The 23,628-nt window shown below is 69.2% G+C and carries 27 protein-coding genes; 22 read left to right on the top strand and 5 right to left on the bottom strand.

Annotation, left to right across the window (positions count from 1 at the left end; all coding sequences use genetic code 11):
• Window positions 1-13 precede the first annotated feature (13 nt).
• The 17 genes from ACFOWZ_RS18510 (at window position 14) to ACFOWZ_RS18430 (ending at window position 15,909) form a co-directional block, all read left to right on the top strand.
• On the top strand, window positions 14-310 hold the full coding sequence (locus tag ACFOWZ_RS18510) for a DUF503 domain-containing protein (RefSeq protein WP_382374048.1): 297 nt from the start codon (window positions 14-16) through the stop codon (window positions 308-310).
• Window positions 311-323: 13 nt separating this feature from the next.
• The gene (rbfA, locus tag ACFOWZ_RS18505; RefSeq protein WP_382374046.1) at window positions 324-773 is read left to right on the top strand and encodes a 30S ribosome-binding factor RbfA; all 450 of its coding nucleotides are present in this window, start codon (window positions 324-326) and stop codon (window positions 771-773) included.
• A gap of 126 nt (window positions 774-899) precedes the next feature.
• The gene (locus ACFOWZ_RS18500) at window positions 900-1,886 is read left to right on the top strand and encodes a DHH family phosphoesterase (protein ID WP_382374044.1); all 987 of its coding nucleotides are present in this window, start codon (window positions 900-902) and stop codon (window positions 1,884-1,886) included.
• Window positions 1,883-3,016 carry an ROK family transcriptional regulator gene (locus ACFOWZ_RS18495; protein ID WP_382374042.1) on the top strand — a complete coding sequence of 378 codons (1,134 nt, stop codon included), beginning with the start codon at window positions 1,883-1,885 and terminating at the stop codon, window positions 3,014-3,016. The genes ACFOWZ_RS18500 and ACFOWZ_RS18495 overlap by 4 nt, the downstream gene beginning before the upstream one ends.
• 464 nt (window positions 3,017-3,480) lie before the next feature.
• Window positions 3,481-4,782, top strand: a complete 1,302-nt coding sequence (locus tag ACFOWZ_RS18490; RefSeq protein WP_382374040.1) for an MATE family efflux transporter — start codon at window positions 3,481-3,483, stop codon at window positions 4,780-4,782.
• Between the two features lie 475 nt (window positions 4,783-5,257).
• Window positions 5,258-6,583: an MFS transporter gene (locus ACFOWZ_RS18485; protein ID WP_382374038.1), complete on the top strand. Its 1,326-nt coding sequence runs from the start codon at window positions 5,258-5,260 to the stop codon at window positions 6,581-6,583.
• Window positions 6,584-6,594: 11 nt separating this feature from the next.
• A complete protein-coding gene (gene truB, locus ACFOWZ_RS18480; RefSeq protein WP_382374036.1) occupies window positions 6,595-7,482 on the top strand; it encodes a tRNA pseudouridine(55) synthase TruB in 888 nt (295 codons plus the stop codon).
• 19 nt (window positions 7,483-7,501) lie between these two features.
• Complete coding sequence (locus ACFOWZ_RS18475) at window positions 7,502-7,831, top strand: hypothetical protein (RefSeq protein ID WP_382374034.1); 330 nt, start codon at window positions 7,502-7,504, stop codon at window positions 7,829-7,831.
• A 49-nt stretch (window positions 7,832-7,880) separates the two neighbouring features.
• Window positions 7,881-8,813: a bifunctional riboflavin kinase/FAD synthetase gene (locus tag ACFOWZ_RS18470; protein ID WP_382374032.1), complete on the top strand. Its 933-nt coding sequence runs from the start codon at window positions 7,881-7,883 to the stop codon at window positions 8,811-8,813.
• A gap of 84 nt (window positions 8,814-8,897) precedes the next feature.
• Window positions 8,898-9,377, top strand: a complete 480-nt coding sequence (locus ACFOWZ_RS18465; RefSeq protein ID WP_382374030.1) for a helix-turn-helix domain-containing protein — start codon at window positions 8,898-8,900, stop codon at window positions 9,375-9,377.
• Window positions 9,374-9,820: a 2'-5' RNA ligase family protein gene (locus ACFOWZ_RS18460; RefSeq protein ID WP_382374028.1), complete on the top strand. Its 447-nt coding sequence runs from the start codon at window positions 9,374-9,376 to the stop codon at window positions 9,818-9,820. The genes ACFOWZ_RS18465 and ACFOWZ_RS18460 overlap by 4 nt, the downstream gene beginning before the upstream one ends.
• A 127-nt stretch (window positions 9,821-9,947) precedes the next feature.
• The gene (gene rpsO, locus ACFOWZ_RS18455) at window positions 9,948-10,217 is read left to right on the top strand and encodes a 30S ribosomal protein S15 (RefSeq protein WP_030471762.1); all 270 of its coding nucleotides are present in this window, start codon (window positions 9,948-9,950) and stop codon (window positions 10,215-10,217) included.
• Between the two features lie 229 nt (window positions 10,218-10,446).
• Complete coding sequence (locus tag ACFOWZ_RS18450; RefSeq protein ID WP_382374026.1) at window positions 10,447-12,699, top strand: polyribonucleotide nucleotidyltransferase; 2,253 nt, start codon at window positions 10,447-10,449, stop codon at window positions 12,697-12,699.
• A 95-nt stretch (window positions 12,700-12,794) separates the two neighbouring features.
• Window positions 12,795-14,096, top strand: a complete 1,302-nt coding sequence (locus ACFOWZ_RS18445) for a M16 family metallopeptidase (protein ID WP_382374024.1) — start codon at window positions 12,795-12,797, stop codon at window positions 14,094-14,096.
• Window positions 14,093-14,830: a 4-hydroxy-tetrahydrodipicolinate reductase gene (dapB, locus tag ACFOWZ_RS18440; RefSeq protein WP_382374022.1), complete on the top strand. Its 738-nt coding sequence runs from the start codon at window positions 14,093-14,095 to the stop codon at window positions 14,828-14,830. The genes ACFOWZ_RS18445 and dapB overlap by 4 nt, the downstream gene beginning before the upstream one ends.
• Window positions 14,827-15,264 (top strand): tetratricopeptide repeat protein, encoded by a 438-nt coding sequence (locus ACFOWZ_RS18435; RefSeq protein WP_382374019.1) that lies wholly within the window; start codon window positions 14,827-14,829, stop codon window positions 15,262-15,264. Before dapB ends, ACFOWZ_RS18435 begins: the two co-directional genes overlap by 4 nt.
• A gap of 66 nt (window positions 15,265-15,330) precedes the next feature.
• A complete protein-coding gene (locus ACFOWZ_RS18430) occupies window positions 15,331-15,909 on the top strand; it encodes a hypothetical protein (protein ID WP_382374017.1) in 579 nt (192 codons plus the stop codon).
• A 42-nt stretch (window positions 15,910-15,951) separates the two neighbouring features.
• On the opposite strand, the gene ACFOWZ_RS18425 is transcribed toward ACFOWZ_RS18430, so the two are convergent.
• Window positions 15,952-17,157: a winged helix-turn-helix domain-containing protein gene (locus ACFOWZ_RS18425; RefSeq protein WP_382374015.1), complete on the bottom strand. Its 1,206-nt coding sequence runs from the start codon at window positions 17,155-17,157 to the stop codon at window positions 15,952-15,954.
• A gap of 70 nt (window positions 17,158-17,227) precedes the next feature.
• On the opposite strand from ACFOWZ_RS18425, the gene ACFOWZ_RS18420 reads away from it, so the two are divergent.
• Entirely contained in the window at window positions 17,228-17,770 is a 543-nt protein-coding gene (locus ACFOWZ_RS18420) for a GNAT family N-acetyltransferase (protein ID WP_382374013.1), read from the top strand.
• A gap of 21 nt (window positions 17,771-17,791) precedes the next feature.
• A complete protein-coding gene (locus tag ACFOWZ_RS18415) occupies window positions 17,792-18,298 on the top strand; it encodes a hypothetical protein (RefSeq protein ID WP_382374011.1) in 507 nt (168 codons plus the stop codon).
• 168 nt (window positions 18,299-18,466) lie between these two features.
• Here ACFOWZ_RS18415 and ACFOWZ_RS18410 read toward each other — a convergent pair whose 3' ends face one another.
• Together ACFOWZ_RS18410 and ACFOWZ_RS18405 are read right to left on the bottom strand one after the other, a co-directional pair.
• Window positions 18,467-19,333 (bottom strand): SRPBCC domain-containing protein, encoded by an 867-nt coding sequence (locus ACFOWZ_RS18410; protein WP_382374009.1) that lies wholly within the window; start codon window positions 19,331-19,333, stop codon window positions 18,467-18,469.
• A complete protein-coding gene (locus ACFOWZ_RS18405) occupies window positions 19,330-19,872 on the bottom strand; it encodes a winged helix-turn-helix domain-containing protein (protein ID WP_166042933.1) in 543 nt (180 codons plus the stop codon). Before ACFOWZ_RS18405 ends, ACFOWZ_RS18410 begins: the two co-directional genes overlap by 4 nt.
• Before the next feature lie 129 nt (window positions 19,873-20,001).
• Here ACFOWZ_RS18405 and ACFOWZ_RS18400 point away from each other — a divergent pair, with 129 nt between their 5' ends.
• From ACFOWZ_RS18400 to ACFOWZ_RS18390, 3 genes are read left to right on the top strand one after another with little or no spacing between them, the layout of a single operon-like run.
• Entirely contained in the window at window positions 20,002-20,982 is a 981-nt protein-coding gene (locus ACFOWZ_RS18400) for an aldo/keto reductase (RefSeq protein WP_382374007.1), read from the top strand.
• 4 nt (window positions 20,983-20,986) lie between these two features.
• Window positions 20,987-21,595: a TetR family transcriptional regulator gene (locus ACFOWZ_RS18395; protein ID WP_382374005.1), complete on the top strand. Its 609-nt coding sequence runs from the start codon at window positions 20,987-20,989 to the stop codon at window positions 21,593-21,595.
• 18 nt (window positions 21,596-21,613) lie between these two features.
• The gene (locus ACFOWZ_RS18390) at window positions 21,614-22,108 is read left to right on the top strand and encodes a hypothetical protein (protein WP_382374003.1); all 495 of its coding nucleotides are present in this window, start codon (window positions 21,614-21,616) and stop codon (window positions 22,106-22,108) included.
• 39 nt (window positions 22,109-22,147) lie between these two features.
• Here ACFOWZ_RS18390 and ACFOWZ_RS18385 read toward each other — a convergent pair whose 3' ends face one another.
• Both ACFOWZ_RS18385 and ACFOWZ_RS18380 read right to left on the bottom strand, forming a co-directional pair.
• Complete coding sequence (locus ACFOWZ_RS18385; RefSeq protein WP_382374001.1) at window positions 22,148-23,050, bottom strand: DUF4097 family beta strand repeat-containing protein; 903 nt, start codon at window positions 23,048-23,050, stop codon at window positions 22,148-22,150.
• Window positions 23,051-23,055: 5 nt separating this feature from the next.
• Entirely contained in the window at window positions 23,056-23,568 is a 513-nt protein-coding gene (locus ACFOWZ_RS18380) for a toxin-antitoxin system HicB family antitoxin (RefSeq protein ID WP_382373999.1), read from the bottom strand.
• Window positions 23,569-23,628 lie beyond the last annotated feature (60 nt).

Genomic DNA, 23,628 nt, shown 5'->3' with positions numbered 1-23,628 from the left:
GAGGATCTTGCCCATGTACGTGGGGGCTCTGGAACTGGACGTGCTGCTCGGTGACGTCCACTCGTTGAAGGAGAAGCGCTCGGTGGTCCGCCCTGTCGTGGCGGAGCTGCGCAAGCGCTTCGAGGTCGCTGTCTCCGAGGCCGGTCATCTGGACCTGCATCGGCGCAGCCTGATCGGGGTCGCGGCCGTCGCCGCCGACTCCGAGCACGTCAGGGACGTCCTGGCCGCCTGTGAAAGGCTGGTCGCCGGACGTCCCGAACTTGAACTGCTCTCCGCCCGGACGCGTCTCGTCGGGCCGGAGGACGACTAGGAAGGGGAGGCTCGTGGCCGACACGGCACGTGCCCGCAAGCTCGCCAAGCGGATCTCGCAGATCGTTGCCTCGGCTCTGGAGCACGAGGTCAAGGACCCGCGTCTGGCTCGGGTCACCATCACCGACACCAAGGTGACCGGTGACCTGCACGACGCGACCGTGTACTACACGGTGCTGGGTGAGCGTCTGGATTCCGAGCCCGATCTCGCCGGTGCCGCGGCGGCGCTGGAGAAGGCCAAGGGCGTGCTGCGTTCCATGGTCGGACAGCAGACCGGGGTCCGCTTCACACCGACGCTGACGTTCATCACCGACACCGTGCCCGACACGGCGCGGAAGATGGACGAGCTGCTGGCCAAGGCTCAGGCCGCCGACGCCGAGGTGGCCAGGCTGGCCGCCGGGGCGTCTCCTGCCGGCGAGGCGGATCCGTACAAGGCGCCGCGCGAGGACGAGGACGAGGACTGACGCACCGTCCACACAGCACTGTTCGGGGCACCCGCGGTTGGGCCGTTCACCTCGTGCCAGAGGGACATGGTCTTGTCCGTGGGTGCCCTGCAGCACATCGGGACGGTGAACAGCTAACGTCTCCCTGTGGCAGACGACCTGAGCACCACCATTGCCGAGGCCGCGCGGTTGCTGGCCGACGCCCGCGACGTGACCCTGCTGAGTCACATCAACCCCGACGCGGACACGCTCGGGAGCGCGTTGGCGGTGGGGCTCGCGTTGCACCGGCGCGGGGTCGCGGTGCGAGTGGCGTTCGGTGAGCCCGAGACGGTGCCGGAGTCGCTGAAGGCGTTGGACACGGCGGGGTTGCTGGTCCACCGCGACGAGGTGCCTCTGGAGCCTTCGTTGTTGGTCGTGATGGACACCGGCAGCCTGCAGCGACTCGGGCCGCTGGCCGGCAGGGTCGAGCGGTGCACGGGTCCGGTCATCGTCGTCGACCACCACGTGTCGAACACGCGGTACGGGACGGTGCACTGCATCGACGAGCACGCGGAGGCGACGGCGCTCATCGCGTTGAAGCTGCTGGACGAGATGGACGTGGAGATCGACGAGCCGATCGCGCGGTGCATCTACGCGGGGCTGGTCACGGACACTGGGGGCTTTCGCAAGGCGGGGCCGGCGGCGCACGAGACGGCCGCCCGGCTGCTGCAGACCGGAGTGGACGCGTACAGCGTCACGCGGCCGTTGATGGACGCGCATCCGTTCGCGTACCTGGGCATGCTGTCGCGGGTGCTGGGCAGGGCCGAACTGGACCAGCGCGCGGCGGGAGGCCTCGGGCTGGTGCACGCGGTGGTCGGGCTGGACGACGCGCGCGATGTGCGCAGCGAGGAGGTGGAGAGCGTGATCGACGTGGTGCGTTCCACCTCCGAGGCCGAGGTCGCCGCCGTGTTGAAGGAGTTGCGACCCGGCTTCTGGTCGGTGTCGCTGCGGGCCGTGAGCCGGGTCGACGTGCGCGAGGTGGCGCAGGTCCTCGGCGGTGGTGGGCACCGGCTGGCCGCCGGGTTCACCTTCGACGGGCCCGCGGAGCAGGTCGTCGCCGCGCTCAAGGGCGCGTTGGAGCGGGTGGGGTCATGACGAGGACAGGAAGCCCGCGGCTGCTGCGGGAGATCAACGACCGGGCCGCGATCGAGACATTGCTGCGCAGCGGTGCGATGACGCGGGCCGAGCTGGAGGAGGTCATCGGCCTCTCCAAGCCCGCGACCGCCCAGCTGCTGGCGCGGCTGGAGGAGGACGGCATGGTCGTCCGCACCGGCCTGCGTGGTGGTGGGCGCGGCCCGCGCGCGCAGATGTGGGCGGTCAACGGCGGGGTGGGGCACGTCGCGGCCGTGGCGTTGTCGGCGGACCTGATCGACGTGGTCATCGCGGACATCACGGGCTCGTTGCTCGCGGAGCACAGCGCGCCGATGCCCAAGGAGAACACGCTGCAGGCGTTCCGGGAGACCGTGCAGAAGGCGGCGGCCCTCGCGGGTCTCCGGCTCGACGCGCTGTCGCACGTCGTGGTCGGCACGCCGGGCGCGGTGGACCCGGCGACCGGGCACCTGGGCTTCGCGCCGCACCTGCCGGGCCTGGTGGACGTCGACCTGCCCGCGACCCTGCGCGAGCTGCTGGGGACGTCGGTGTCGATCGAGAACGACATCAACCTCGCCGCGCTGGAGGAGATGAGCTCCGGCAGGGCGGTGGGCGTGCGGAACTTCGTGCTGTTCTGGCCGGCCGACGAGATCGGGTCGGCGGTCGTCGTCAACGGCGTGCTGCTGCGCGGTGTCACGGGCGGTGCCGGCGAGATCGACTCGATGCAGGTCCCCGGCGGCCGCTACGGCGACCAGGTCGACAGCGACGCGATCGTGGCGCTGGCGGCGTCGCACGGGATCTCGGCGTCGTCGGGTCTGGAGGCCGTCGCCCACGCGCTGACCTCCGGGACCGAAGGACGCGCGTTCTTGTCGGACCTCGCTCGTAGAATCGCTTTGGGGCTGGCGAACGTGGTGTGCGTGCTCGACCCGGAGCTGGTGCTGCTCTCCGGTGGAGTGGCGCAGGCCGGTGGCGAGACGCTGTGCGACCTGGTGTCGGCGGAGCTGCTGAAGCTGGTGGTGCCGCGGACGCCGGTGCACCTCGCGCAGATCACCACGAACCCGGTCCGTGCGGGGGCGCTGCACTCGGCGCTGGCGGTCGCGCGCGAGCAGGTGTTCGGGCTGCCGCAGCGGGCGTAGGTGGCGTTTCTTGTCGCTCGATCGGGTGGTTCAGGGCGCTTGGAGGTCCTGAAACGCTGTTACGCGCGCCTCGCGTATCGAGGAAGCGCGCGGGGGAGCGAACCGGGAGAGCGTTGGGTGAGCGAACCGGTAGGTCGGGGGGGAGTGAACCGGTAGGTCGTGGGTGACCGAACCGGTGGGCGTGGGGGAGTGAACCGGAAGAGCGTGGCGAGCGAACCGGGAGAGCCTGGGTGAGCGACCCGGTAAGGCGCGGGTGAGTGACCTGGTCGAGCGTGGGCGAGTGACCCGGTCGAGCGTGGTGAGCGAACCGGGAGGGCCTGGGAGAGCGACCCGGTAGGGCGTGGATGAGCGGCCCGGTTGAGCGTGGGCGAGTGACCCGGTCGAGCGCGGGGAGCTCCCAGGAGGTGAGTGCTTTCCATCGCTAAACAGATGGACAGCGCTCCCCGAACGCCTAGGTTCGGCCTGTGGAGGATCGGGTTCCCGCGCGGCGGGTGATCGGGTTGGCGGTGCCGGCGCTGGGCGTGCTGGCGGCCGAGCCGTTGTACGTGCTCGTCGACACGGCCGTCGTCGGGCACCTGGGCGCGCTGCCGCTGGCGGGCCTGGCGCTCGGCGGGGTGCTGCTGACGCAGGTGTCGACGCAGCTGACGTTCCTGTCGTACGGCACGACGGCCCGTACGGCCCGTCTGCACGGTGCTGGCCGCCGCGCCGACGCCGTCGAGGAGGGCGTGCAGGCCACCTGGCTGGCACTGGCGGCGGGACTGCTCGTGGTGGTGCTGGGCCAGCTGTTCGCGCGCCCGCTGGCGTCGCTGCTGGCCGGCGAGGGCGCGGTGGCCGACGCCGCGGTGGAGTGGGTGCGCATCGCGTTGTTCGGGGCGCCGTTCATCCTCGTGACGATGGCCGGCAACGGCTGGATGCGCGGCGTCCAGGACACCCGCCGGCCGTTGCGGTACATCCTGATCGGCAACGGCATCAGCGCCGTGCTGTGCCCGGCGCTGGTGTACGGCGCGGGGTGGGGGCTCGAGGGGTCGGCCGTCGCGAACGTGGTGGCGCAGGTGCTGGCGGCGGGGCTCTTCGTGCGCGCGCTCTTCGCGGAGAAGGTGCCGTTGGCGCCGCATTGGGGTGCCATGCGCGCGCAGCTCGGCATGGGGCGTGACCTGGTGTTGCGGAGTTTGGCGTTCCAGGCTTGCTTTGTGAGTGCGGCTTCGGTGGCTGCTCGGACGTCTGTTGCTGCTGTGGGGGCGCATCAGGTCGTGTTGCAGCTGTGGACGTTCCTGGCGTTGGTGCTGGATTCGCTGGCGATCGCCGCGCAGTCGTTGGTGGGGGCGGCGTTGGGGGCGTCTCGGCGGGTGCAGGCTGAGCGGCTGGCTTGGCAGGTCACTCGGTACGGGCTGGTTTTCGGGGTTGGGCTCGGGGTTTTGTTCGCTTGCCTGGTTTCTGTGTTGCCTCGGGCGTTCACTTCGGATGCTGGGGTGTTGGCGGAGATTCCGCATGCTTGGTGGTTTTTTGTTGCGCTGCAACCGGTTGCTGGGGTCGTGTTCGCGTTGGACGGGGTTTTGTTGGGGGCTGGGGACGTTCGGTTCATGCGGACTGCGACGTTGGGGGCGGCGGTGGTGGGGTTCTTGCCGTTGGTTTGGGCTTCGTACGTTTTCGGGTGGGGGTTGGTTGGGATTTGGACTGGGCTGTCGGCGTTCATGGTGTTGCGGTTGGGGGCTGTGGTGTGGAGGGCTCGGTCTGGGGAGTGGGCTGTTGTTGGGGCGGTTCGGTAGGAGCGCGTCGGGTCGTCTTGGGTCCGCCTGGGTTTCGTAGGTTGGCCTGGGTTTCGTAGGTCGTCCCCCTGTTGCGTTGGGCGGCTTGCTGTTGCGTAGGTGTTCGGCGTGTGGGGACCACCCCACCAGCGTTGTTTGCTCAAAACGGCTCGGCATCGCTTCGGCTCGCCTGCGGCCTCGCCTTGGGGCGGCTGGCCTTCGGCCTCGCCGCTTGTCGTGTTCCGCTCGTGTCAGGTCCGCCGTGTGCCGTTGGCCTTGCGCGTTCCGTTCGCATGGCCGGTCTCGCCCGGTTTCGCCCCCTCGGCGCCTTGCTTCGCGTCGCTGGCCGCCCGGAGGCCTGGCGGTGTGAGCGGGGGCACGGGCGTTTTGGCTGGTGGGGACCTGTGGCCGACCTCACGGCATGGAATCGTTACCAAGAAGGTTGTTTAGGCGATGTAACTAATATCTGCTCGCCTCCGACCTGGGAGAGTGCGTCTTGCCGTCGGTCGATCGCGCCACCCGAACCTCGTGGCTGATCTGGACCACCGCTGTGTTCGTCTACTTCGCCGCTGTGTTTCACCGGACCACGCTTGGTGTGGCCGGGCTGGAGGCCAGTGAGCGGTTTGGGCTCGGGCCCGCGCAGCTCGGGGTGTTCACCGTGTTGCAGATCGGGGTTTACGCCCTGATGCAGATTCCTACCGGGCTGCTCGTTGATCGGTTTGGGCCTCGGCGGGTGCTCACTGCCGCCGCGTTGCTCATGGGGACCGGGCAGTTGCTGTTCGCTGTCGCTGACTCGTACGGGCTGGGGCTCGTTGCTCGGGCCGTGCTGGGGATGGGTGACGCGATGACGTTCATCAGCGTCATTCGGCTCGTGGCTGCGCACTTTCCGCCTCGGCAGTACTCGTTGGTCGTGGCGGTCACGGCTGCGTTGGGTGGGGTGGGCAACCTCGTGGCCACTGTGCCGTTGACGCTCATGCTCGGGTCCGTTGGGTGGACCTGGGCGTTCTTCGTGGCTGGGGCGGTTACTGCTGCCTACTCGGGTGTGGCGTTCTGGCGGTTGCGGGACGTGCCTGCCGGGTTCGTGGCGCCGAAGCCCGAGGTTGTGCCGTTTCGGAAGATTTGGCCGAAGGTTCGGACGGCTTGGAGTGTGCCGGGGACTCGGCTCGGGTTCTGGGCGCACTTCAGCACCATGTCCACGCCTGCTGTGATCGGGTTGTTGTGGGGGTATCCGTACCTCGTGCAGGCGCAGGGCATGTCGGCCAAGGCCGCGTCGTCCACGCTCGGGTTGTTGGTCATCGGGGCGATTGTGGCCAGTCCGGTGATCGGGGCGTTGTTCTCGCGCAATCCTGAGTGGCGGATGCCCATTGCGGGTGGGTTCCTGGCGTTCGCGCTGGCTGGGTGGGGCGTGTTGTTGTTGTGGCCCGGTGGGCACGTGCCGGTGCCTGTTATCGCCGTTGTGTTTCTTGTGTTGACGGTTGGTGGGCCGATTTCCGGGGTCGCGTTCGCGTTGGCGCGGGACTACAACCCCTCGCACCGGCAGTCCACGGCCAGTGGGCTGGTCAACGTGGGTGGGTTTCTCGCGGTGACGGTGGCTGCGCTCGGGGTTGGTGTGTTGCTGGACCTCGTCGAGGGCGTGTTGGCGCCTGCCACGGCGTTTCGGGTCGCTTTCAGCTTTCTGGTGGCGGTGCTCGCGTTCGGCGGGTGGCGGATGCTCGTGTGGTGGCGGCGGGCGCGGGCGGCGGTGTTCGCTGCCGAGGAGCGCGGGGAGGCCGTGCCGGTGCAGTTGCGGCGTCGTCGTTGGGACGCTCTGCGCGTCGCTTAAGCTTTCCGGCCGTGAAACCCTCTGTTGCACCGGGCCTGGTCGTCGTCGACAAGCCGGACGGCATGACCTCGCACGACGTGGTGGCGCGTGTGCGCAGGATTCTCGGCACCCGCAAGGTCGGGCACGCCGGCACGCTCGACCCCATGGCCACGGGCGTGCTCGTGCTCGGCATCGAGCGGGCCACGAAGCTGCTCGGTCACCTCGCGCTCGACAGCAAGGCCTACCTCGCGACGATCGTGCTCGGGGCGTCCACCACCACGGACGACGCCGAGGGCGAGGTCTTGTCCACTGTGGATGCTTCTGACGTGGCCGACGACGCGATCGCCGCCGAGGTGGCGAAGCTCACCGGGCCGATCCAGCAGGTGCCGTCCGCGGTGTCGGCGGTGAAGATCGACGGCAAGCGGGCCTACGCGCGGGTGCGTGCTGGTGAGCAGGTTGAGATTCCCGCACGGCCCGTGACGGTGCATCGGTTCGACGTGCTGTTCACGCGCCGTGAGGACAAGACGGTGCTGCTCGACGTGATGGTCGAGTGCTCCTCCGGGACGTACGTGCGCGCGTTGGCGCGCGACCTCGGCGCCGCGCTGGGTGTCGGTGGGCACCTGGGTGCGTTGCGGCGCACCAGGGTCGGGCCGTTCGACCTGCGCGTCGCCCGGACGCTGGAGCAGCTGGAGGAGACGCCCGGCCTGTCGCTGGACCTCGACTCGGCGGTGGCCACGGCGTTCCCGCGCCGCGAGATCGACCCGCAGGAGGCATCGGCGCTTTCGCACGGGCAGCGGCTCAAGGCGGGCGGGATCGACGGGACGTACGGCGTGTTCGGGCCCGACGGGCACGTCATCGCGCTGGCCAAGGACGAGGGCACCGCGTGCAAGCCCGTGGTGGTGCTGAGCCCCGCTGGCTAGGCTCCGTCCGGGGGCTTTCATGAGGATTTCGCGAGCGTTGCTGTTCGTCAGGTTCTATCGGCGCAACGGACGGCTTTGGGTGCGGTCGTGGTGGCGGCGGTTCGAGCTGGAGCCGGGTATGGCGGCGGAGCTGACGAAGGTGGCCGGACCCAGGCGGCGGCTGACGATCCTGTCGGACGGTGAAGTGCTGTGGTCGTGCGTCTACTGGCCGAGCCTCTGGAACCTCGTGATCGACCCCGACCTCGACTTCACGTCCGCGGAGCCGGAGGACTTCGACCTCGGTTTGATGGTGTCGAACGTGCTGAGCAATCCCGCTCGGCTCGAGCGCCTGCGGACCGGTGGCGGGTGAACGGACCTGCGACTGCGGCGGCGCACACCGCCGACGTAGGCTGATCACCGTGCAACGCTGGCGCGGTCTGGATCACCTCCCCGGCGGCTGGGGCCGCTGCGTGGTCACCATCGGTGTCTTCGACGGTGTCCACAAAGGCCATCAAGCCCTCATCGGCAGGGCCGTCGAGCTCGCGGACGAGCGCGGCCTGCCGAGCGTCCTGATGACGTTCGACCCGCACCCGTCCGAGGTCGTGCGGCCCGGCAGCCACCCCGCGCAGCTGACGACGCTGCGGCGCAGGGCGGAGCTGGTGGAGGAGTTCGGCATCGACCACTTCGTCGTGGTGCCGTTCAGCCTCGAGACCTCCCGCATGCCCGCGGACGAGTTCGTGCACGAGGTGCTCGTCGAGAAGCTGCACGCGGCCGCTGTCGTGGTGGGTGAGAACTTCACCTTCGGGCACAAGGCTGCCGGTAACGTCGCGTTGCTGCGCCAGCTCGGGCAGCGGTTCGGATTCGTGACCGAGGGGGCTGATCTGGTGTCCGCAGAAGAGGTGACCTACTCGTCGACCTACGTCCGGGCGTGCATCGACGCCGGGGACGTGAAGGCGGCGGCGGAGGCGCTGGGCCGGCCACACCGGCTCGAGGGCATCGTCGTCAAGGGCGACGGGCGGGGGAAGGACCTGGGGTTCCCGACGGCCAACCTGTCGACGCCCAAGTTCGCGGCGGTGCCGGCCGACGGCATCTACGCGTGCTGGTTCACCGACGCCAAGGGCAAGACGCTCAAGGCCGCGGTGAGCGTGGGGACGAACCCGACGTTCTCCGGGCGGGAACGGCGGGTCGAGGCGTTCGTGCTGGACGTGGACGAGGACTACTACGGGCAGCGGGTCGCGGTGGACTTCGTCGACCGGCTGCGCGAGATGGAGAAGTTCGACTCCGTCGAGGCTCTTCTCGAACAAATGCACCGCGATGTAGACCGAACGAGGGAACTGCTGGCCGAGTCGTGACCGTCAGATTGGGCGAAGCGGACGTGGGTGTGTTCGCGGGCTGGCAGGATGCGGGTCGGAGTGCGGGCTACGGGAGAGGCTGAGGTGGAGGACCACAAGATCGTGCAGCGCAACCTCGCGCTGCAGCGGGAGTGGTACGGGGAGCCCTTGGGTGACCGGGTGCGCCGGCTCGTCGTGGCCTTCAACGTGTCCCAGGCTCAGCTCGCGGACGTGCTGGGGATCAGCGCGCCGATGCTCAGCCAGGTGATGAGCGGCCGCCGCGCCAAGATCGGCAACCCGTCCGTGCTCGCACGGATGATCATGCTGGAGCGCAAGGTCCTCACGCCGGACGTGGCGACCGGGGCGCCGGAGGCGTTGCAGCGCGCGCTCGACGACGTGCGCGAGTCCAAGCCGACCGTGTCCCGCGACTCGCTGCCGGTCAACGGCGACGAGAGCGTCGCGTACCCGGTGCTGCGCCGCATCGCCGACCGCACGGAGCTCCAGCAGGCCGCGGACATGCTGTCCGACGACTTCCCGGCGATCGCCGAGCTGTTCCGGCGCGCGATCAGGGCCGCCAACAGGTGAAGTTCTTCACCGCGATCTACCCGCCGCGGCACGTGGTGGACGAGCTCCGAGCGGTGCTCGACAGCGGCCCGGACGTGAAGTGGACCAAGCCGGAAAAGTGGCACATCACGTTGTGCTTTCACGGCGAAACTGCAGATGAGGAACGCTTCAAAGCCCTCGAGGGCCACGAGGTGCCGGAAATCCGGCTGAGGAACTTCGGCACCTTCCGCGACACGGTTCTGTGGGCCGGAATAGACGGCGACTTAAATCAGTTGGCAAGGGCAGCAGGCGCGGACGACAATTGGTTCGCGCACCTGACGGTGGCGTACGGATACCGGGGACAGCCGATGCCGGCCTTCCTGAGCAGTCCGTGGCAGCCGTCGGAAGCGGTGCTCGTGAGCAGTGCGGACGGTGTGTACACGCCCCTCACCCGGGTGGGGTTGCGCACGTCAGCGCGCCGCTGAGCACTGTGCCTGATAGCCTTCCCAGTTGGGTCTGGCTGCGGTCCGTGGCGGCCAGTACCGGCTACCCCGGCCAGCAATTCGGCGGGCGTGGGGCCGCACGGACCTGAACAAGTAGGAGAAGTACCTAGTGGCACTGTCCACGGAGCAGAAGAAGTCCATCCTCGGTGAGTACGGTCTGCACGACAGCGACACCGGCTCGACCGAGGCGCAGGTCGCCCTGCTGAGCAAGCGCATCGCTGACCTCACGGAGCACCTCAAGCAGCACAAGCACGACCACCACTCCCGCCGTGGTCTTCTGCTGATGGTCGGCCGTCGCCGCCGTCTGCTGAACTACCTGACCAAGGTGGACATCAACCGCTACCGCGCGCTGATCCAGCGCCTCGGTCTGCGCAGGTGATACTTGCCGAGGGGGAGTGACCGGCCGGTCACTCCCCCTCGGCGTACAACCGGGTGTATACAGATCCCTGGTTGAAAGAGGAACAAAACAGGGCCCGCATCGCGCGAAGCAGTTTCCGCGCCGGTCCTCGGTAGTGGCCCCCTGGTGGAACGCCCCAGGGGACTTCGATCGAAGACCGGCCTCGTCAAGACGCGTGTGCGGTGTCCAAAAGACGAGGAGTAACAAGTAAATGACGGACACTGAAGTCCACGAGGCGACTGCCGTAATCGACAACGGCAAGTTCGGCTCGCGCACCATCCGCTTCGAGACCGGGCGCCTCGCGCGTCAGGCCGCCGGAAGCGTGGTCGCGTACCTGGACGACGAGACGATGCTGCTCTCCGCCACCACGGCGTCGAAGCAGCCCAAGGAGCACTTCGACTTCTTCCCCCTCACGGTGGACGTCGAGGAGCGCATGTACGCCGCGGGCCGCATCCCCGGCTCGTTCTTCCGGCGTGAGGGCCGTCCGAGCACGGACGCGATTCTCACGTGCCGCCTGATCGACCGTCCGCTGCGCCCGTCCTTCGTGGACGGTCTGCGCAACGAGATCCAGGTCGTCATCACGGTCATGAGCCTCAACCCGGCCGACCTGTACGACGTCGTGGCGATCAACGCCGCGTCCGCGTCCACGCAGCTCGCCGGCCTGCCGTTCTCCGGCCCGATCGGTGGCGTCCGCGTGGCGCTGATCGAGGGCCAGTGGGTCGCGTTCCCGACGCACGAGCAGCTCGAGAAGGCCGTGTTCGACATGGTCGTCGCGGGTCGCGTGGTCGAGTCCGGCGACGTCGCGATCATGATGGTCGAGGCCGAGGCCACCGAGAACGTGATCGACCTGATCGGCGAGGGCGCCGTCGCCCCCACCGAGGAGGTCGTGGCCGCGGGTCTCGAGGCCGCCAAGCCGTTCATCAAGGTCCTCTGCGAGGCGCAGGCGCAGCTCGCGCAGGTCGCCGCCAAGGAGACCGGTGAGTACCCGACGTACCCGGCCTACCAGGCCGACGCGTTCGAGGCCGTCGAGTCGGCCGCTTCCGGCGAGCTCGCGCAGGCGCTGACCATCGCGGGCAAGCAGGAGCGCGAGGAGAAGCTCGACGAGATCAAGGCCGCCACGCTGGACAAGCTGGCCGAGCAGTTCGAGGGTCGCGAGAAGGAGGTCGGCGCCGCGTTCCGCTCGCTGACCAAGAAGCTCGTGCGCCAGCGGATCCTGCGCGACAAGGTCCGCATCGACGGCCGCGGCCTCACCGACATCCGCGACCTGGGTGCCGAGGTGGCCGTGATCCCCAGGACGCACGGCTCGGCGCTGTTCGAGCGCGGCGAGACCCAGATCCTGGGTGTCACCACGCTGAACATGCTGCGCATGGAGCAGCAGATCGACTCGCTGTCTCCCGAGACGCACAAGCGCTACCTGCACCACTACAACTTCCCGCCCTACTCGACCGGTGAGACCGGCCGCGTGGGTTCGCCGAAGCGCCGCGAGATCGGCCACGGTGCACTGGCCGAGCGCGCGCTCATGCCGGTGCTCCCGAAGCGTGACGAGTTCCCGTACGCGATCCGCCAGGTGTCCGAGGCTCTCGGCTCCAACGGCTCGACGTCCATGGGTTCGGTCTGCGCCTCGACCCTGTCGCTGCTCAACGCGGGTGTCCCGCTGAAGGCGCCGGTCTCCGGCATCGCGATGGGTCTCGTCTCCGACGAGGTCGACGGCAAGACCGAGTACGTGGCGCTGACCGACATCCTCGGTGCCGAGGACGCGTTCGGCGACATGGACTTCAAGGTCGCGGGCACCAAGGAGTTCGTGACGGCGCTGCAGCTCGACACGAAGCTCGACGGCATCCCGTCCGAGGTGCTGGCGCAGGCGCTGGGCCAGGCCCGCGACGCGCGCTACACCATCCTGGAGGTCATGGCCGAGGCCATCTCCGACCCGGACGAGATGAGCGCCTTCGCTCCGCGCGTCACGTCGGTCAAGATCCCGACCGACAAGATCGGCGAGGTCATCGGCCCGAAGGGCAAGATGATCAACTCGATCACCGAGCAGACCGGTGCCGACATCTCCATCGAGGACGACGGCACGATCTACGTCGGTGCGGCGGACGGCCCCTCGGCCGAGGCCGCGATCGGCATGATCAACGCGATCGCGAACCCGCAGCTGCCGAAGGTCGGCGAGCGCTTCCTGGGCACCGTGGTGAAGACGGCCGCGTTCGGCGCGTTCGTCTCGCTGCTGCCCGGCAAGGACGGCCTCGTCCACATCTCGAAGCTGGGCAACGGCAAGCGCATCGCGAAGGTGGAGGACGTCGTCAAGGTCGGCGACAAGCTCCGCGTCGAGATCGCCGACATCGACCAGCGCGGCAAGATCAGCCTGATCGTCGTGTCCGATGACGACGCAGCGGACGCCAAGCCGGCGGCGGCTCCCGCTGCCGAGGCTCCGGCTGAGGCCGCTGAGGCGGCTCCCGCGCAGTGAGTGCGACGAACAACGTGACGGCCGCGGGTGCATCCACCCGCGGCCGTCCGCGTACTGCAACGCCTGGGCACCTCCAGAAGCCGGGCAGCACGCGGGTGCTCGAGACGTCCGCGGGGTCCGAGGTGCGGCGCAGCATGCTGCCCTCGGGCCTGCGGGTCATCACCGAGCGCATCCCGAGCGTGCGGTCCGCCTCGGTCGGGCTGTGGGTGCAGGTCGGGTCCCGTGACGAACGGCCCGAGGTCGCGGGTGCCGCGCACTACCTGGAACACCTGCTGTTCAAGGGGACCTCGCGGCGTTCGGCGGCGGCCATCGCGGAGGAGATCGACGCGGTCGGCGGCGAGCTGAACGCGTTCACCGCCAAGGAGCACACCTGCTACTACGCGCACGTCCTGGACGAGGACCTGCCGCTCGCGGTGGACCTGGTCGCGGACGTGGTGTTCGAGGCGATCTGCGGTCCGCGTGACTTCGAGACCGAACGCGGTGTCGTGCTCGAAGAGATCGCGATGCGCGACGACGACCCCGAGGACCTGCTGCACGACGCGTTCATCGAGGCGTTGTTCGGCGGGCACGCGCTGGGCCGGCCGGTGCTCGGCACCGAGAAGTCCATTCAGGACATGGAGAGGGACAACCTCTTCTCGTTCTACAAGAAGCGCTACACGTTGCCGCGCATGGTGTTCTCCGTCGCCGGCAACATCGAGCACACGCACGTGATGCGTCTGGTGCGCAAGGCCATCGGCGACCGGCTGTCGCGGGAGGGCACCGCGGTCGCGCCACGGGCGGGTCGCGCGCGCATCGCCGACGCCCGCAAGCTGGTGCTGCACACCGACGACACCGAGCAGGCGCACCTGATGCTCGGCATGAAGGGCCTGGACCGCCACGACGAGCGCCGGTTCGCGCTGAACGTGCTGAACGCGGCGATCGGCGGCGGCATGAGCTCCCGGTTGTTCCAGGAGGTGCGCGAGCGCCGAGGCCTGGCGTACCAGGTGTACTCGTCGGTCGGCCTGTACGCGGACACCGGCACGTTCTCCGTCTACGCGGGCTGCCAGCCGGACCGGCTCGGCGAGACCGCGGGCGTGATCCGCGAGGTGCTCGTGGACGTCGCGCGGGGTGGCCTGTCGGACGCGGAGGTGGCGCGCGGCAAGGGACAGCTGCGCGGCGCGCTCGTGCTGGGCCTGGAGGACACCAGTTCCCGCATGTCGCGCATCGGCAAGTCCGAACTGAACTACGGCGACCACCTGAGCGTGGAAGACACGTTGGCTCGCATCGACGCGGTGTCCGCGGACGAAGTGGCGCTGCTCGCACGTGATCTGCTGCGCCGTCCCGTCGCCGCGGCCGTGGTCGGCCCTTACGATCACGCCGACGATCTGCCGGACCAGGTACACGAGGTGATTGCATGATTCGCGTCGGAGTTCTCGGCGCGCGGGGCCGCATGGGTTCCGAGGTCGTCCGCGCGGTCGAGGCCGCGAAGGACATGGAGGTCGTGGCGGCGATCGACGCCGACGACTCGTTGCAGGCCCTGGTGGACTCCGGTGTGCAGGTCGTCGTCGACTTCACGCACCCCGACGTCGTGATGGGGAACCTGGAGTTCTGCATCGCGGCCGGAATCCACTGCGTCGTGGGCACTTCCGGGTTCGACAACGCGAAGCTGGCCGCGGTGGAGCAGTTGCTGGCTTCGAAGCCCGAGGTCGGTGTGCTCGTCGCGCCGAACTTCGGCATCGGTGCCGTCCTGCTGATGCGCTTCTCCGAGATCGCGGCCCGGTACTACGAGTCGGCCGAGATCATCGAGCTGCACCACCCGCGCAAGGCCGACGCCCCGTCCGGTACGGCCGCGCACACGGCTCGTCTGATCGCGGCGGCGCGTGAGGGCATGGACCCGATGCCTGACGCGACCACGCAGGAGGAGCCGGGCGCGCGCGGTGCTGTCGTGGACGGCGTGCGTGTTCACTCGCTGCGGATCTCCGGGATGATCGCGCACCAGGAGGTCGTGTTCGGCGGCGAGAGCGAGACGCTGACGATCCGTCAGGACTCGTTGCACCGGACGTCGTTCATGCCGGGCGTCGTCCTTGGTGTCCGGGAGATCGTGGGTCGTCCCGGTCTCGCGGTCGGTCTCGACAAGTACCTCGACCTGTGAAGGTTCGAATCACGGTCGGGGTGCTGATCGCGGCTCTCGCGGTCTACTTCGTCCTGCTCGCCGGCCGCGCGGTGGCTCTGCTGCAGACCGGCTCGGTGGTCGGCGTGCTGCTCGGCGTGGGCGTGCTGATCCTGCCGCTGCTCGGCGTGTGGCTCGTGTACTCCAACCTGCGTTTCGGTTGGGAGACCGAGAAGATGGCCCGCGAGCTCGACGCGGACGGGCTGCTGCCGGACGTCTCGCACCTGCCGCGGCGGCCGTCGGGGCGGGTGGACCGGGAGGCTGCCGACTCGTGGTTCGAGGAGCGGCGGGCCGAGGTCGAGGCCTCGCCGGAGGACTGGCGGGTCTGGTTCCGGCTCGCGTACGCGTACGACATCGCGGGGGACCGCGGGCGGGCGCGCGAGACGATGCGGAAGGCGATCGAGCTGCACTCCTGATCTTGCCGGGGTGTTGGCCAGGGCGGACGTGTCCAACGCGTCCGCCCTGCTCGCTATCCTGCGGCGGTGACGGTGACCGCTGACGACCTCGACGCGGCCCTCTCCTGCGTGGCCGACACGCTCGGTCCCGCGACCGGCCGGGACTGGGTGATCTCGCCCGGTACGGGGGAGTGGAACTGCCGGCAGACCGCTGAACACGTCGGCGACTGCCTGCTGTCCTACGCGGCCCAGCTCGTCGCCCGGCCTGATGCCCGCTACGTGCGCTTCCTCGCCGTCGCGGACGAGGAGGCGAGCCCGGCCGAAGTGCTGGAGTTCGCGGTGGCCGGTGGCCGGATCCTCTCCTCGGTCGTGCGGACGACTGCGCCGTCCGTTCGCGCCTACCACCCCACCGGCATGGCAGACCCGGCTCACTTCGCGGGCATGGGCTGCGTCGAAGCGCTGGTGCACGGCGAGGACATCGCCCGCGGCCTCGGACTGAGGCTCGACCCGCCACGCGACGTCTGTGCCCGCGTGCTCACGAGGATGTTCCCCCACGACGACCTCGACGTGGATCCCTGGACCGGGCTGCTGTGGGCCACCGACCGCACCAGCCTGCCCGGCCGTGAGCCGCAGACCGGCTGGCGCTGGCAGGGCCCGCCGGTCTGAGCTCTCGCCGGTCGAGCTGAGCAGGGTGGAACGGCTCGCCGGTCAGCTGTGCGTGACCGCCACGGCCAGTTCCGCCGCCAGATCCCCCTTCTGCACCACCAGCACGTCCTCCAGCCCCAGCCAGTCGGCCATGTGCCGCAGCTCGCCCGCCAGTTCCGCCGCCACCCGCGGCCGCTCCACGCCTTCCTCGGACCAGGCCGACTGCACGCGCAGCACCCCCGCCGCGCGGTCCGCCTTCAGGTCCACGCGGCCCACCAGTTGGCCGTCCAGCAGGAACGGGAACACGTAGTAGCCGTGCACCCGGCGCGGCTCCGGCACGTAGATCTCGATGCGGTACCGGAAGCCGAAGATGCGTTCGGTTCGCGCGCGCTCCCAGATCAGCGGGTCGAACGGGCACAGCAACGCGCGGCCTGCCACCCGCCGCGGCGCCTTCGCCTCCACGTGCCGGTAGCCGACGCCTCGCCAGCCGTCGACCGACACCGGCTCCAGGACGCCTTCTTCCACCAGCGATGCCACCGCTGCCTGCGAGCGGCGCGGGTCGAGGCGGTAGTAGTCGCGGAGGTCCGGTTCGGTGGCCACGCCCAGGGCCATGGCGGAGCGCAGGACCAGTTCGCGGGCGCCCTCCTCGGGAGTCCACTTCTGCGCCAGGACGTCCGGCGGGATCACGCGCTCGGTGAGGTCGTAGAGCCGTTCGAACGAGCGGCGCGTGCCAGTGGTCAGGACGCCCACGCCGAACAGGACCTCGCACACCCGCTTGACCTCGGACCAGTCCCACCACGGGCCCTTCGAGCGGCCCGAGTCGCCGATCAGGGCCTTCTCCAGGGCTCCGGCGCCGATCGGGCCCAGTTCCTTCACGGCGGCCAGGACCTCGTCCACGAGCTGGGGTGAGCGTTCGAGGATCGCCTGGTAGTTCTGCCACCAGCCGCGCTTCTTGGCTCCCGAGTGGAACAACGGCCAGTCGAGGACCGGTACCAGCGACGCCTCGTGGGCCCAGGTCTCGACGAGCATGCGGGGCTTGCGCGACGTGTGGGTCCACGCCGCGTCGTCCAGCAGGGACGGGTCGTAGGAACCCAAGCGCGAGAACAACGGCATGTAGTGCGCGCGCACGGCCACGTTCACGGAGTCGATCTGCAACAGCTGCACGCGTGACAGCACCCGTTGCAGGTGCCTGCGCGTGGCCGCCGACGGCCTCAGGTCGGTGAAACCCTGCGCGCCCAGCGCGATCCGGCGGGCCACGTCCGCACTCATCCTCTGCACCCGGCCGATGTTGCCACGCACCCCTGACAATTCTGCGCGGCGGCGTCGATAAGGTGCGGACATGGCCGACGCCGGCGTGCACCTCGCCACCGCTGCTGATCTTCCAGAGATCGTCCGCATCCACCGGGAGACGTGGCGCCTCGCCTACGCCCAGCTGTTGCCGCCGGAGGTGCTCGACACGCTCGACACCGACGAGGCGTGGGGGCTGGCGGTTCAGCAGGGGGCGGTGCTCAAAGCCGTCGAGGGGGAGTGGATCGTCGGGTTCGTCGTCGCCAGCAAGGCGCCGGACGACGAGGTCGCCAAGGCCGACGGGTCGCTGCCGGAGGACGCCGCCACGACCGCACTGCTCAGCGTTCTCGTCGAGCCGCGCTGGGGGCGTCGCGGTCACGGCACGCGGCTGGTCGCGGAAGCGTGCAGGCGCCTGAGCGAGGCGGGCGCGACGAGGGGCATCGCGTGGGTGCCCGAGGCGGACAAGGCGTCGCGCAACTTCTACGAACGACTCGGCTGGACGGGTGACGGGACGGTCCGCACGTTGGACGCGAGCGGGCGTCCGTTGCGGGAGGTCCGGGTGTCCGGGCCGTTGGAGATCCGCCTCGGCGACTGAGATGTGTGTAGCCTCGGCTGAGTGCTCGCCTTGGTTGGCCTCGCCTTCGGGGTCGCGCTCGGCTCAGCGGTAGTTCCCCTGATCAGCATCGAGATGTTCGTGCTGGGACTGTGCACGCGCTGGCCGGACGTCTCGTTCTGGATCGTCGGCCTCGCCGTGGCCGTCGGCCAGGTGCTGGGCAAGCTGCTCTACTTCTACGCGGCGCGCGGCGACATCCACCTGCCGAAGTTCCTGCACCGCGAGCCGAAGGACAAGCCGTCACGGCTGAAGCGCTGGTTCGGGCCGGGCACGCGCGTCCACCGCTGGAACACCTGGATCCACGTGAGGTGCCGGGCGCACCCGAACTGGATGGCCGGCACGCACGCGGTGAGTTCGCTGGTCGGGGTGCCGCCGTTCATGGCGACGACTGTTCTCGCCGGGTTCGCGGGCATGTCCACGGCGATGTTCGTCGTGACCGGCATGGCGGGCCGCTTCGCGAGGTTCAGCTTCCTCGCGGCCTCGCCGGCCGTGGTCATGGCCTGGTTCTAGCTGAACAAGATCGACGCGGTCACGGAGAAGGCGATCAGCAGAGTGGCAACGGCGATGCGGGCTGAATCGAGCACGAACTTAACCATATCGATCCGTCGCCGATGAAAGACAGGCGCAAACGGGTCAGAACCGAATGATCTGGCTCTCACCCGCCTGCTTCACGCCCGATTATTCGAGCACCAGTAGGCCGTCAGGCAAACCGGGGATGTCGTACGAGTGCCACATCGGGCGCCAGCCGGGCAGCTCCAGCATCCGCTTCAGGTCCGCGAAACCGCTGAGCCAGCCCATCCACGCCCCGTAAGGCGGGTTGCCGGTGTCGAACCCGCTCTGCACGAACGTCAGGTGCGTCCTGCCCTCCGAGCCCTTCAGCTCCCAGGACGCGACCATCCCTTCCTGAAAGTCCAGCGCGAAGTGCCCCTCATCGAGCGCGATGATCTTCGCCGGGTGCTCGTTCTGCTCGAAGCTGCCCATCGTCCACCGGCCGCCGACGTGCGGCTCGATCTCCATCCGCGCACCGAACCACCGCGCGAACACGTCGGGGTCGGTCAGTGCGTCGATGATGGCCGCGGGCGTCGCCGCGATGTCGGTCTCGAACCGCTGCTCGGGCGTGGTGAAGTCGCAGAACCCGAACACCGGCCGTCCCTCGACGTGCTCGACCAGGTTCGCCAGCGCCAGCGGCCAGAACGTCTGGAGGATCTCCGACTGCTCGTCGCCCACGCTCCAGGTCGGGTACGGCGTCTGCGTCATCGCGATGAGCGTCTCGCCGTCACCCTGCTCCACCCCGAGCTCGACCGTGTACTCGGTGCCGTACAAGGCCCACGAGAAGCGCACTGACCTGTCGTCGTGGTCCAGCAGTTTCTGCCGGCCGCGTTCGCCTTCCGGCGTGTAGCGCCCCCAGAACTCGTAGTGGCCGCCCTCCAGGTCCACCTGCGCGTGCTCGGCGAGCCACGTCCGCAGGCCTTCCGCGGTCGTCAGGGCCTCGTGGATCCTGGCGGCGGGCGCGGACGTGCGGACGCGGATGGTTCCGGTGCTCATCGATCGTCTCCTTTGGGATAGCAGGCGAGCGCGATGCGGAACGCATCCCCTTCCGCGCCGCCGTATCGGGTGAAGAGGTCCTGCAACGTCGTCTGCAGCTCGGCGAGGAACTGCTGGCGGTCTTCCGGCCGGACGCGGATCTCGCCGGACACGCCGACCGACGGCAGTTCGGACGAGCGGTCCAGCGCCGCCACGTCGACCTGGATCTGCTCGGCGAGGTCCACGAGGTGTCCCAGCGCGAGTTCGTCGCGCGAACCGATCCGGCCGACCAGTCGCGGCGACAGCCAGTACGACCGCGCCACGGCCTGGTAGAGGCCTTCCTGGACGCCGCGCACCTTGCGTTCGGCGACCTGGGTCGCGAGACCGGCCTTGACCAGCTGTTTCACGTGGTAGTGCACGCGTTGCGGCGTCTGATCGAGCACCTCGGCGACCTCGGTGCACGAACGCGGCGCGGCGAGCTGCCGCAGCACCTCCACTCGCTGCGGCTTGAGCAGTGTCTCGGCCTGCTCCATCCGGTCCAGGTAGATCACGTCTCTCATCGCAAAAACAACTTTGAACGTTCAAAACTATTTTGTCAATTGAGCCGACAAAGATGGACTGACAGATATTGAAATCTGTCAGTCCATCGGGCAGGGTGGAAGTCACCGAAGAGATGAAGGAGTCCGGAAATGCAGAAGCGTCAGCTCGGAGCCACCGGTCCGGTCGTGTCCGCCATCGGGCTGGGCTGCATGGGCATGTCCAACGCCTACGGCCCCGCCGACCGGGACGAGAGCATCGCGACCATCCACGCCGCGATGGACGCGGGCGTCACGTTGCTCGACACCGGTGACTTCTACGGCATGGGGCACAACGAGCTGCTCATCAACGAGGCGATCAAGGGCCGCCGCGACGAGGTGCAGCTCAGCGTCAAGTTCGGCGGCCTGAGGGACGCGGACGGCGCGTTCATCGGGTTCGACACCCGCCCGGTCGCGGTGGCCAACTTCCTCGCGTACTCGCTCGAACGGCTCGGCACCGACCACGTCGACATCTACCGGCCCGCGCGGCTCGACCCGAACGTGCCCATCGAGGCCACCATCGGCGCCATCGCCGAGCAGATCGAGAAGGGATACGTCCGGCACATCGGCCTGTCCGAGGTCGGCGCCGAGACCATCCGCCGCGCCCACGCCGTGCACCCGATCGTCGACCTGCAGATCGAGTACGGGCTGCTGGAGCGCGGTGTCGAGCGGGAGATCCTGCAGACGACCCGCGAGCTGGGCATCAGCATCACCGCGTACGGGGTGCTGTCGCGCGGCCTGATCTCGGCCACGCCGCCCGCCATCGGCGACGACTACCGCGTCCACACGCCTCGGTTCCAGGGCGACAACCTGATCCACAACCAGGCTCTCGTCGAGAAGCTCAACGAGATCGCGACCAACAAGGGCATCACGGTCGCGCAGCTCGCCATCGCGTGGGTCGCGGCACGCGGAGAGGACGTGGTGCCTCTCGTCGGCACGAGCAAACGTGCGAGGCTGAGCGAGGCGATCGGGGCCGTCGACGTGACGTTCACCGAGCGGGAATTGCAGGAGATCGAAGCTGTTGTTCCTGTTGGAGCCGCTGCGGGCACCCGGTACCCGGCCCAGCAGATGGCCATGTTGGACAGCGAGAGGTGAGCAAGTGGCGGAGGCGTTGACGTCGGAGGCGATCCTCGCGGCTACCGAAGAGGTGCTGCGCAGGTACGGCCCCGCCAAGGCGACGGTGGTCGACGTCGCCAAGGCGCTCGGCGTCAGCCACGGCAGCGTCTACCGCCACTTCGCCACCAAAGCCGCGCTGCGGGAGGCGGTGACCCGGCGCTGGCTCGACGCGCAGCACGCGGCGATGGAGCCGGCGTTCGACCAGGGGTTCACCGCCGCCGAGATGCTCAGGGCCTGGCTGCAGAAGCTCTTCGACCGCAAGAGGCACTCGCACGTCGAGGAACCCGAGCTGTTCGCGACGTACCTGGTGCTGGTCAGGGAGAGCCGCGCCATCCCCGAGTTCCACATCGAGCACCTGGTGGGTCAGCTCGCGCGCATCATCCGCGCGGGAGTGGATACCCAGGAGTTCGTGACCGACGACGTGCGGAAGACGGCGCTGGCGGTGTGGGACGCGACCGACAGGTTCCACCACCCGGCGCACGCCCAGGAGTGGGCGGATCCTCACATTCAGGACGCGTTCGACGCCGTCGTCTCACTGGTCATCGCTGGACTGCGGTACAACCGAATCCCGAGTGCCGCAGGCGATGCTTGAGGGTCACGGAGGTGAGCGGTGCCGCCTGACGAGTGGATCGATCTGCTGGGAGCGCCAGAAAGGCGTCCTGACCCGGTCGACTGGGACGCGGTCAGGGCGCGGGCGGGCACGGACCTGCCGACCGACTACGTGCACCTCGCCGAGGCCTATCCACCGCTGATCGTCGGCGGTTACGTCCGAATCCTGCACCCCACCGCGCGTGCCGCGTTCATGAACTGGATGGCGCAGGCGCCCAAGATCCTGCGGGTGCTGAGACGCCAGCCGGGACTGCGGGTGCACCCGGACGTCCCCGGCCTGCTGCCGTGGGGCACGACACCGGGTGGCGACCACTGCCTCTGGTACACCCGCGGCGAGCCGGACGAGTGGACCGTGGTGATCACGGACCTGCGGCAGAGCTGGTCGTACGAAGGCAACTTCTCGAGCTTCGTAAGGAAGTTCCTGACCGGCGAGATCCGCTGCCCGGTCTTCCCGGACGACGTCCCCGGCGGCTCCAAACCGTTCCAGGAGCCCTGACCGCCGGCTTTTTCGGCGTGCCTTTTCTCCGACCCCCGGTCAGTTTGCGGCGGCGGTTACGAGAGCGTTGCCGCTGCCCGTGCGGCCTGTGACGGTGAGAGAGGCGTCTCCCAGCGGTTGCGAGGAGACCTCGAAGTCGCTGCGGGCGTTGCCGGACGTGGACACCAGGTCGATGCGCGCGAGCGTGCCCTGGCGGATGCCGACGCGGATGTTGCCGGACCCGGTGCCGAGCTGGATCTCGCCCGACGCGGCGTCGGCCACGGTCAGATCGCCGCTGCCGGTGCGGACCTGGACGTTGCCCTGCACCGCACCCAGCCACACGTCGCCGGTCCCGGTGATCAGCGTCGTCGTGCCGCCCACGGACGACACCTCGACGTCACCGCTGCCCGTCTTGGCCTTCAGCGAGGAGAGCATCGTGCCGAGCCGGACCGTGCCCGCGCCCGAGTTGACCTTGGCCTCGCCGGTCGCCCTGTCCGCGGACACGCTGCCCGTGCCGGTGTTGAGGTCGAGCCGGCCCGCACCGCCCGTGACGCTCACGTCTGCGGCGCCGGTCCGTGATGACACGTGCGACCCGACGGGTGCCGTCACCACCACCGAGAGCGGCACGGCGCGCAACGGCAGCGCCTTCGACGACTCGATGCGCAAACGGTTGCCCAGCAGCTCGACGCGTGCCTCGCGCACGGCCTCCTCCGGACCGGCTGCGGGAGCGGTCTTGTCGGGGCCGAACTGGCCGCTGACCCAGCTGAGCACGCTCGACAGGCCCTCGGTCCACGAGTTGCCCGCGGTCGGGTCGTGCCGGACCTCGACGTGCACGCCCGGCTCGTCGACGAGGTGCACCTGCACCCGGCCGCTGAGCAGCGAGATGTCGATCTCGGCGATCCCTGCGAACTCGAAGCTCTGCTGCCGCACCACGCCTGTCGGTTCGTCTGTCGGTTCGGTCATCCCGCTCACCCCTGCACCCATCCGCGGACGCGCGACCCCGAGCCGGCGTTCCCGCTCCACCCCTTGTGGTGATGCTTGTGCTTGCCGTGCACCGCGCCGCCCACGGCCTGCTGGATGAACGAGTTCAGCGACACGCCCTGGGCCGCGGCGGCGGCCTCGGCCTTCGACTTGAGCTCGTTGATCATGCGCAGGGTGATGCGGCTGATGTCACCCGTGGCGTCACCTGCGCCGAAGTTCGGCACCTCCTGACGCGGGCCGGGCTCCGGCTCCGGTTCCGCGGACCCCGTGACGACCACCTGGACGTCGCGGCCGGCCAGGCGAACCTCCACGACCTGGCCTTCCAGGGAGGCGGTGACCTCCGCGGCCAGATCCGACAGTGCGTTCATGATTGCCAGTCGCGCGGCTGGCTCGAGCGCTGCGGACAACGCGGCGGCCGTTCGACGGGTGTTCTCGTCCCCCGCTGATGCGGCCGTCGCCAGGTCCTCGCGCAGTGACGCGATGTACGGCGACAGATCCATGACACCACTATGACGTCACATCTGGCGTCGCGCAACCACCGCGTGACATCAGGACTAGTG

The organism is Lentzea rhizosphaerae (assembly GCF_042649515.1).
GTDB lineage: Bacteria > Actinomycetota > Actinomycetes > Mycobacteriales > Pseudonocardiaceae > Lentzea > Lentzea aerocolonigenes.
This window is presented reverse-complemented; position numbering and strand designations above follow the sequence as displayed.

Excerpts from the sequence above, each read along its gene's own strand:
- ACFOWZ_RS18425 (WP_382374015.1), bottom strand. The coding sequence starts at position 17,157 with ATGAGTGCGGACGTGGCCCGCCGGATCGCGCTGGGCGCGCAGGGTTTC.
- ACFOWZ_RS18400 (WP_382374007.1), top strand. The coding sequence starts at position 20,002 with ATGCAGAAGCGTCAGCTCGGAGCCACCGGTCCGGTCGTGTCCGCCATC.
- dapB (WP_382374022.1), top strand. The coding sequence starts at position 14,093 with ATGATTCGCGTCGGAGTTCTCGGCGCGCGGGGCCGCATGGGTTCCGAG.
- ACFOWZ_RS18495 (WP_382374042.1), top strand. The coding sequence starts at position 1,883 with ATGACGAGGACAGGAAGCCCGCGGCTGCTGCGGGAGATCAACGACCGG.
- ACFOWZ_RS18450 (WP_382374026.1), top strand. The coding sequence starts at position 10,447 with ATGACGGACACTGAAGTCCACGAGGCGACTGCCGTAATCGACAACGGC.
- ACFOWZ_RS18385 (WP_382374001.1), bottom strand. The coding sequence starts at position 23,050 with ATGACCGAACCGACAGACGAACCGACAGGCGTGGTGCGGCAGCAGAGC.
- ACFOWZ_RS18510 (WP_382374048.1), top strand. The coding sequence starts at position 14 with ATGTACGTGGGGGCTCTGGAACTGGACGTGCTGCTCGGTGACGTCCAC.
- ACFOWZ_RS18475 (WP_382374034.1), top strand. The coding sequence starts at position 7,502 with ATGAGGATTTCGCGAGCGTTGCTGTTCGTCAGGTTCTATCGGCGCAAC.
- ACFOWZ_RS18380 (WP_382373999.1), bottom strand. The coding sequence starts at position 23,568 with ATGGATCTGTCGCCGTACATCGCGTCACTGCGCGAGGACCTGGCGACG.
- ACFOWZ_RS18420 (WP_382374013.1), top strand. The coding sequence starts at position 17,228 with ATGGCCGACGCCGGCGTGCACCTCGCCACCGCTGCTGATCTTCCAGAG.
- ACFOWZ_RS18405 (WP_166042933.1), bottom strand. The coding sequence starts at position 19,872 with ATGAGAGACGTGATCTACCTGGACCGGATGGAGCAGGCCGAGACACTG.
- ACFOWZ_RS18410 (WP_382374009.1), bottom strand. The coding sequence starts at position 19,333 with ATGAGCACCGGAACCATCCGCGTCCGCACGTCCGCGCCCGCCGCCAGG.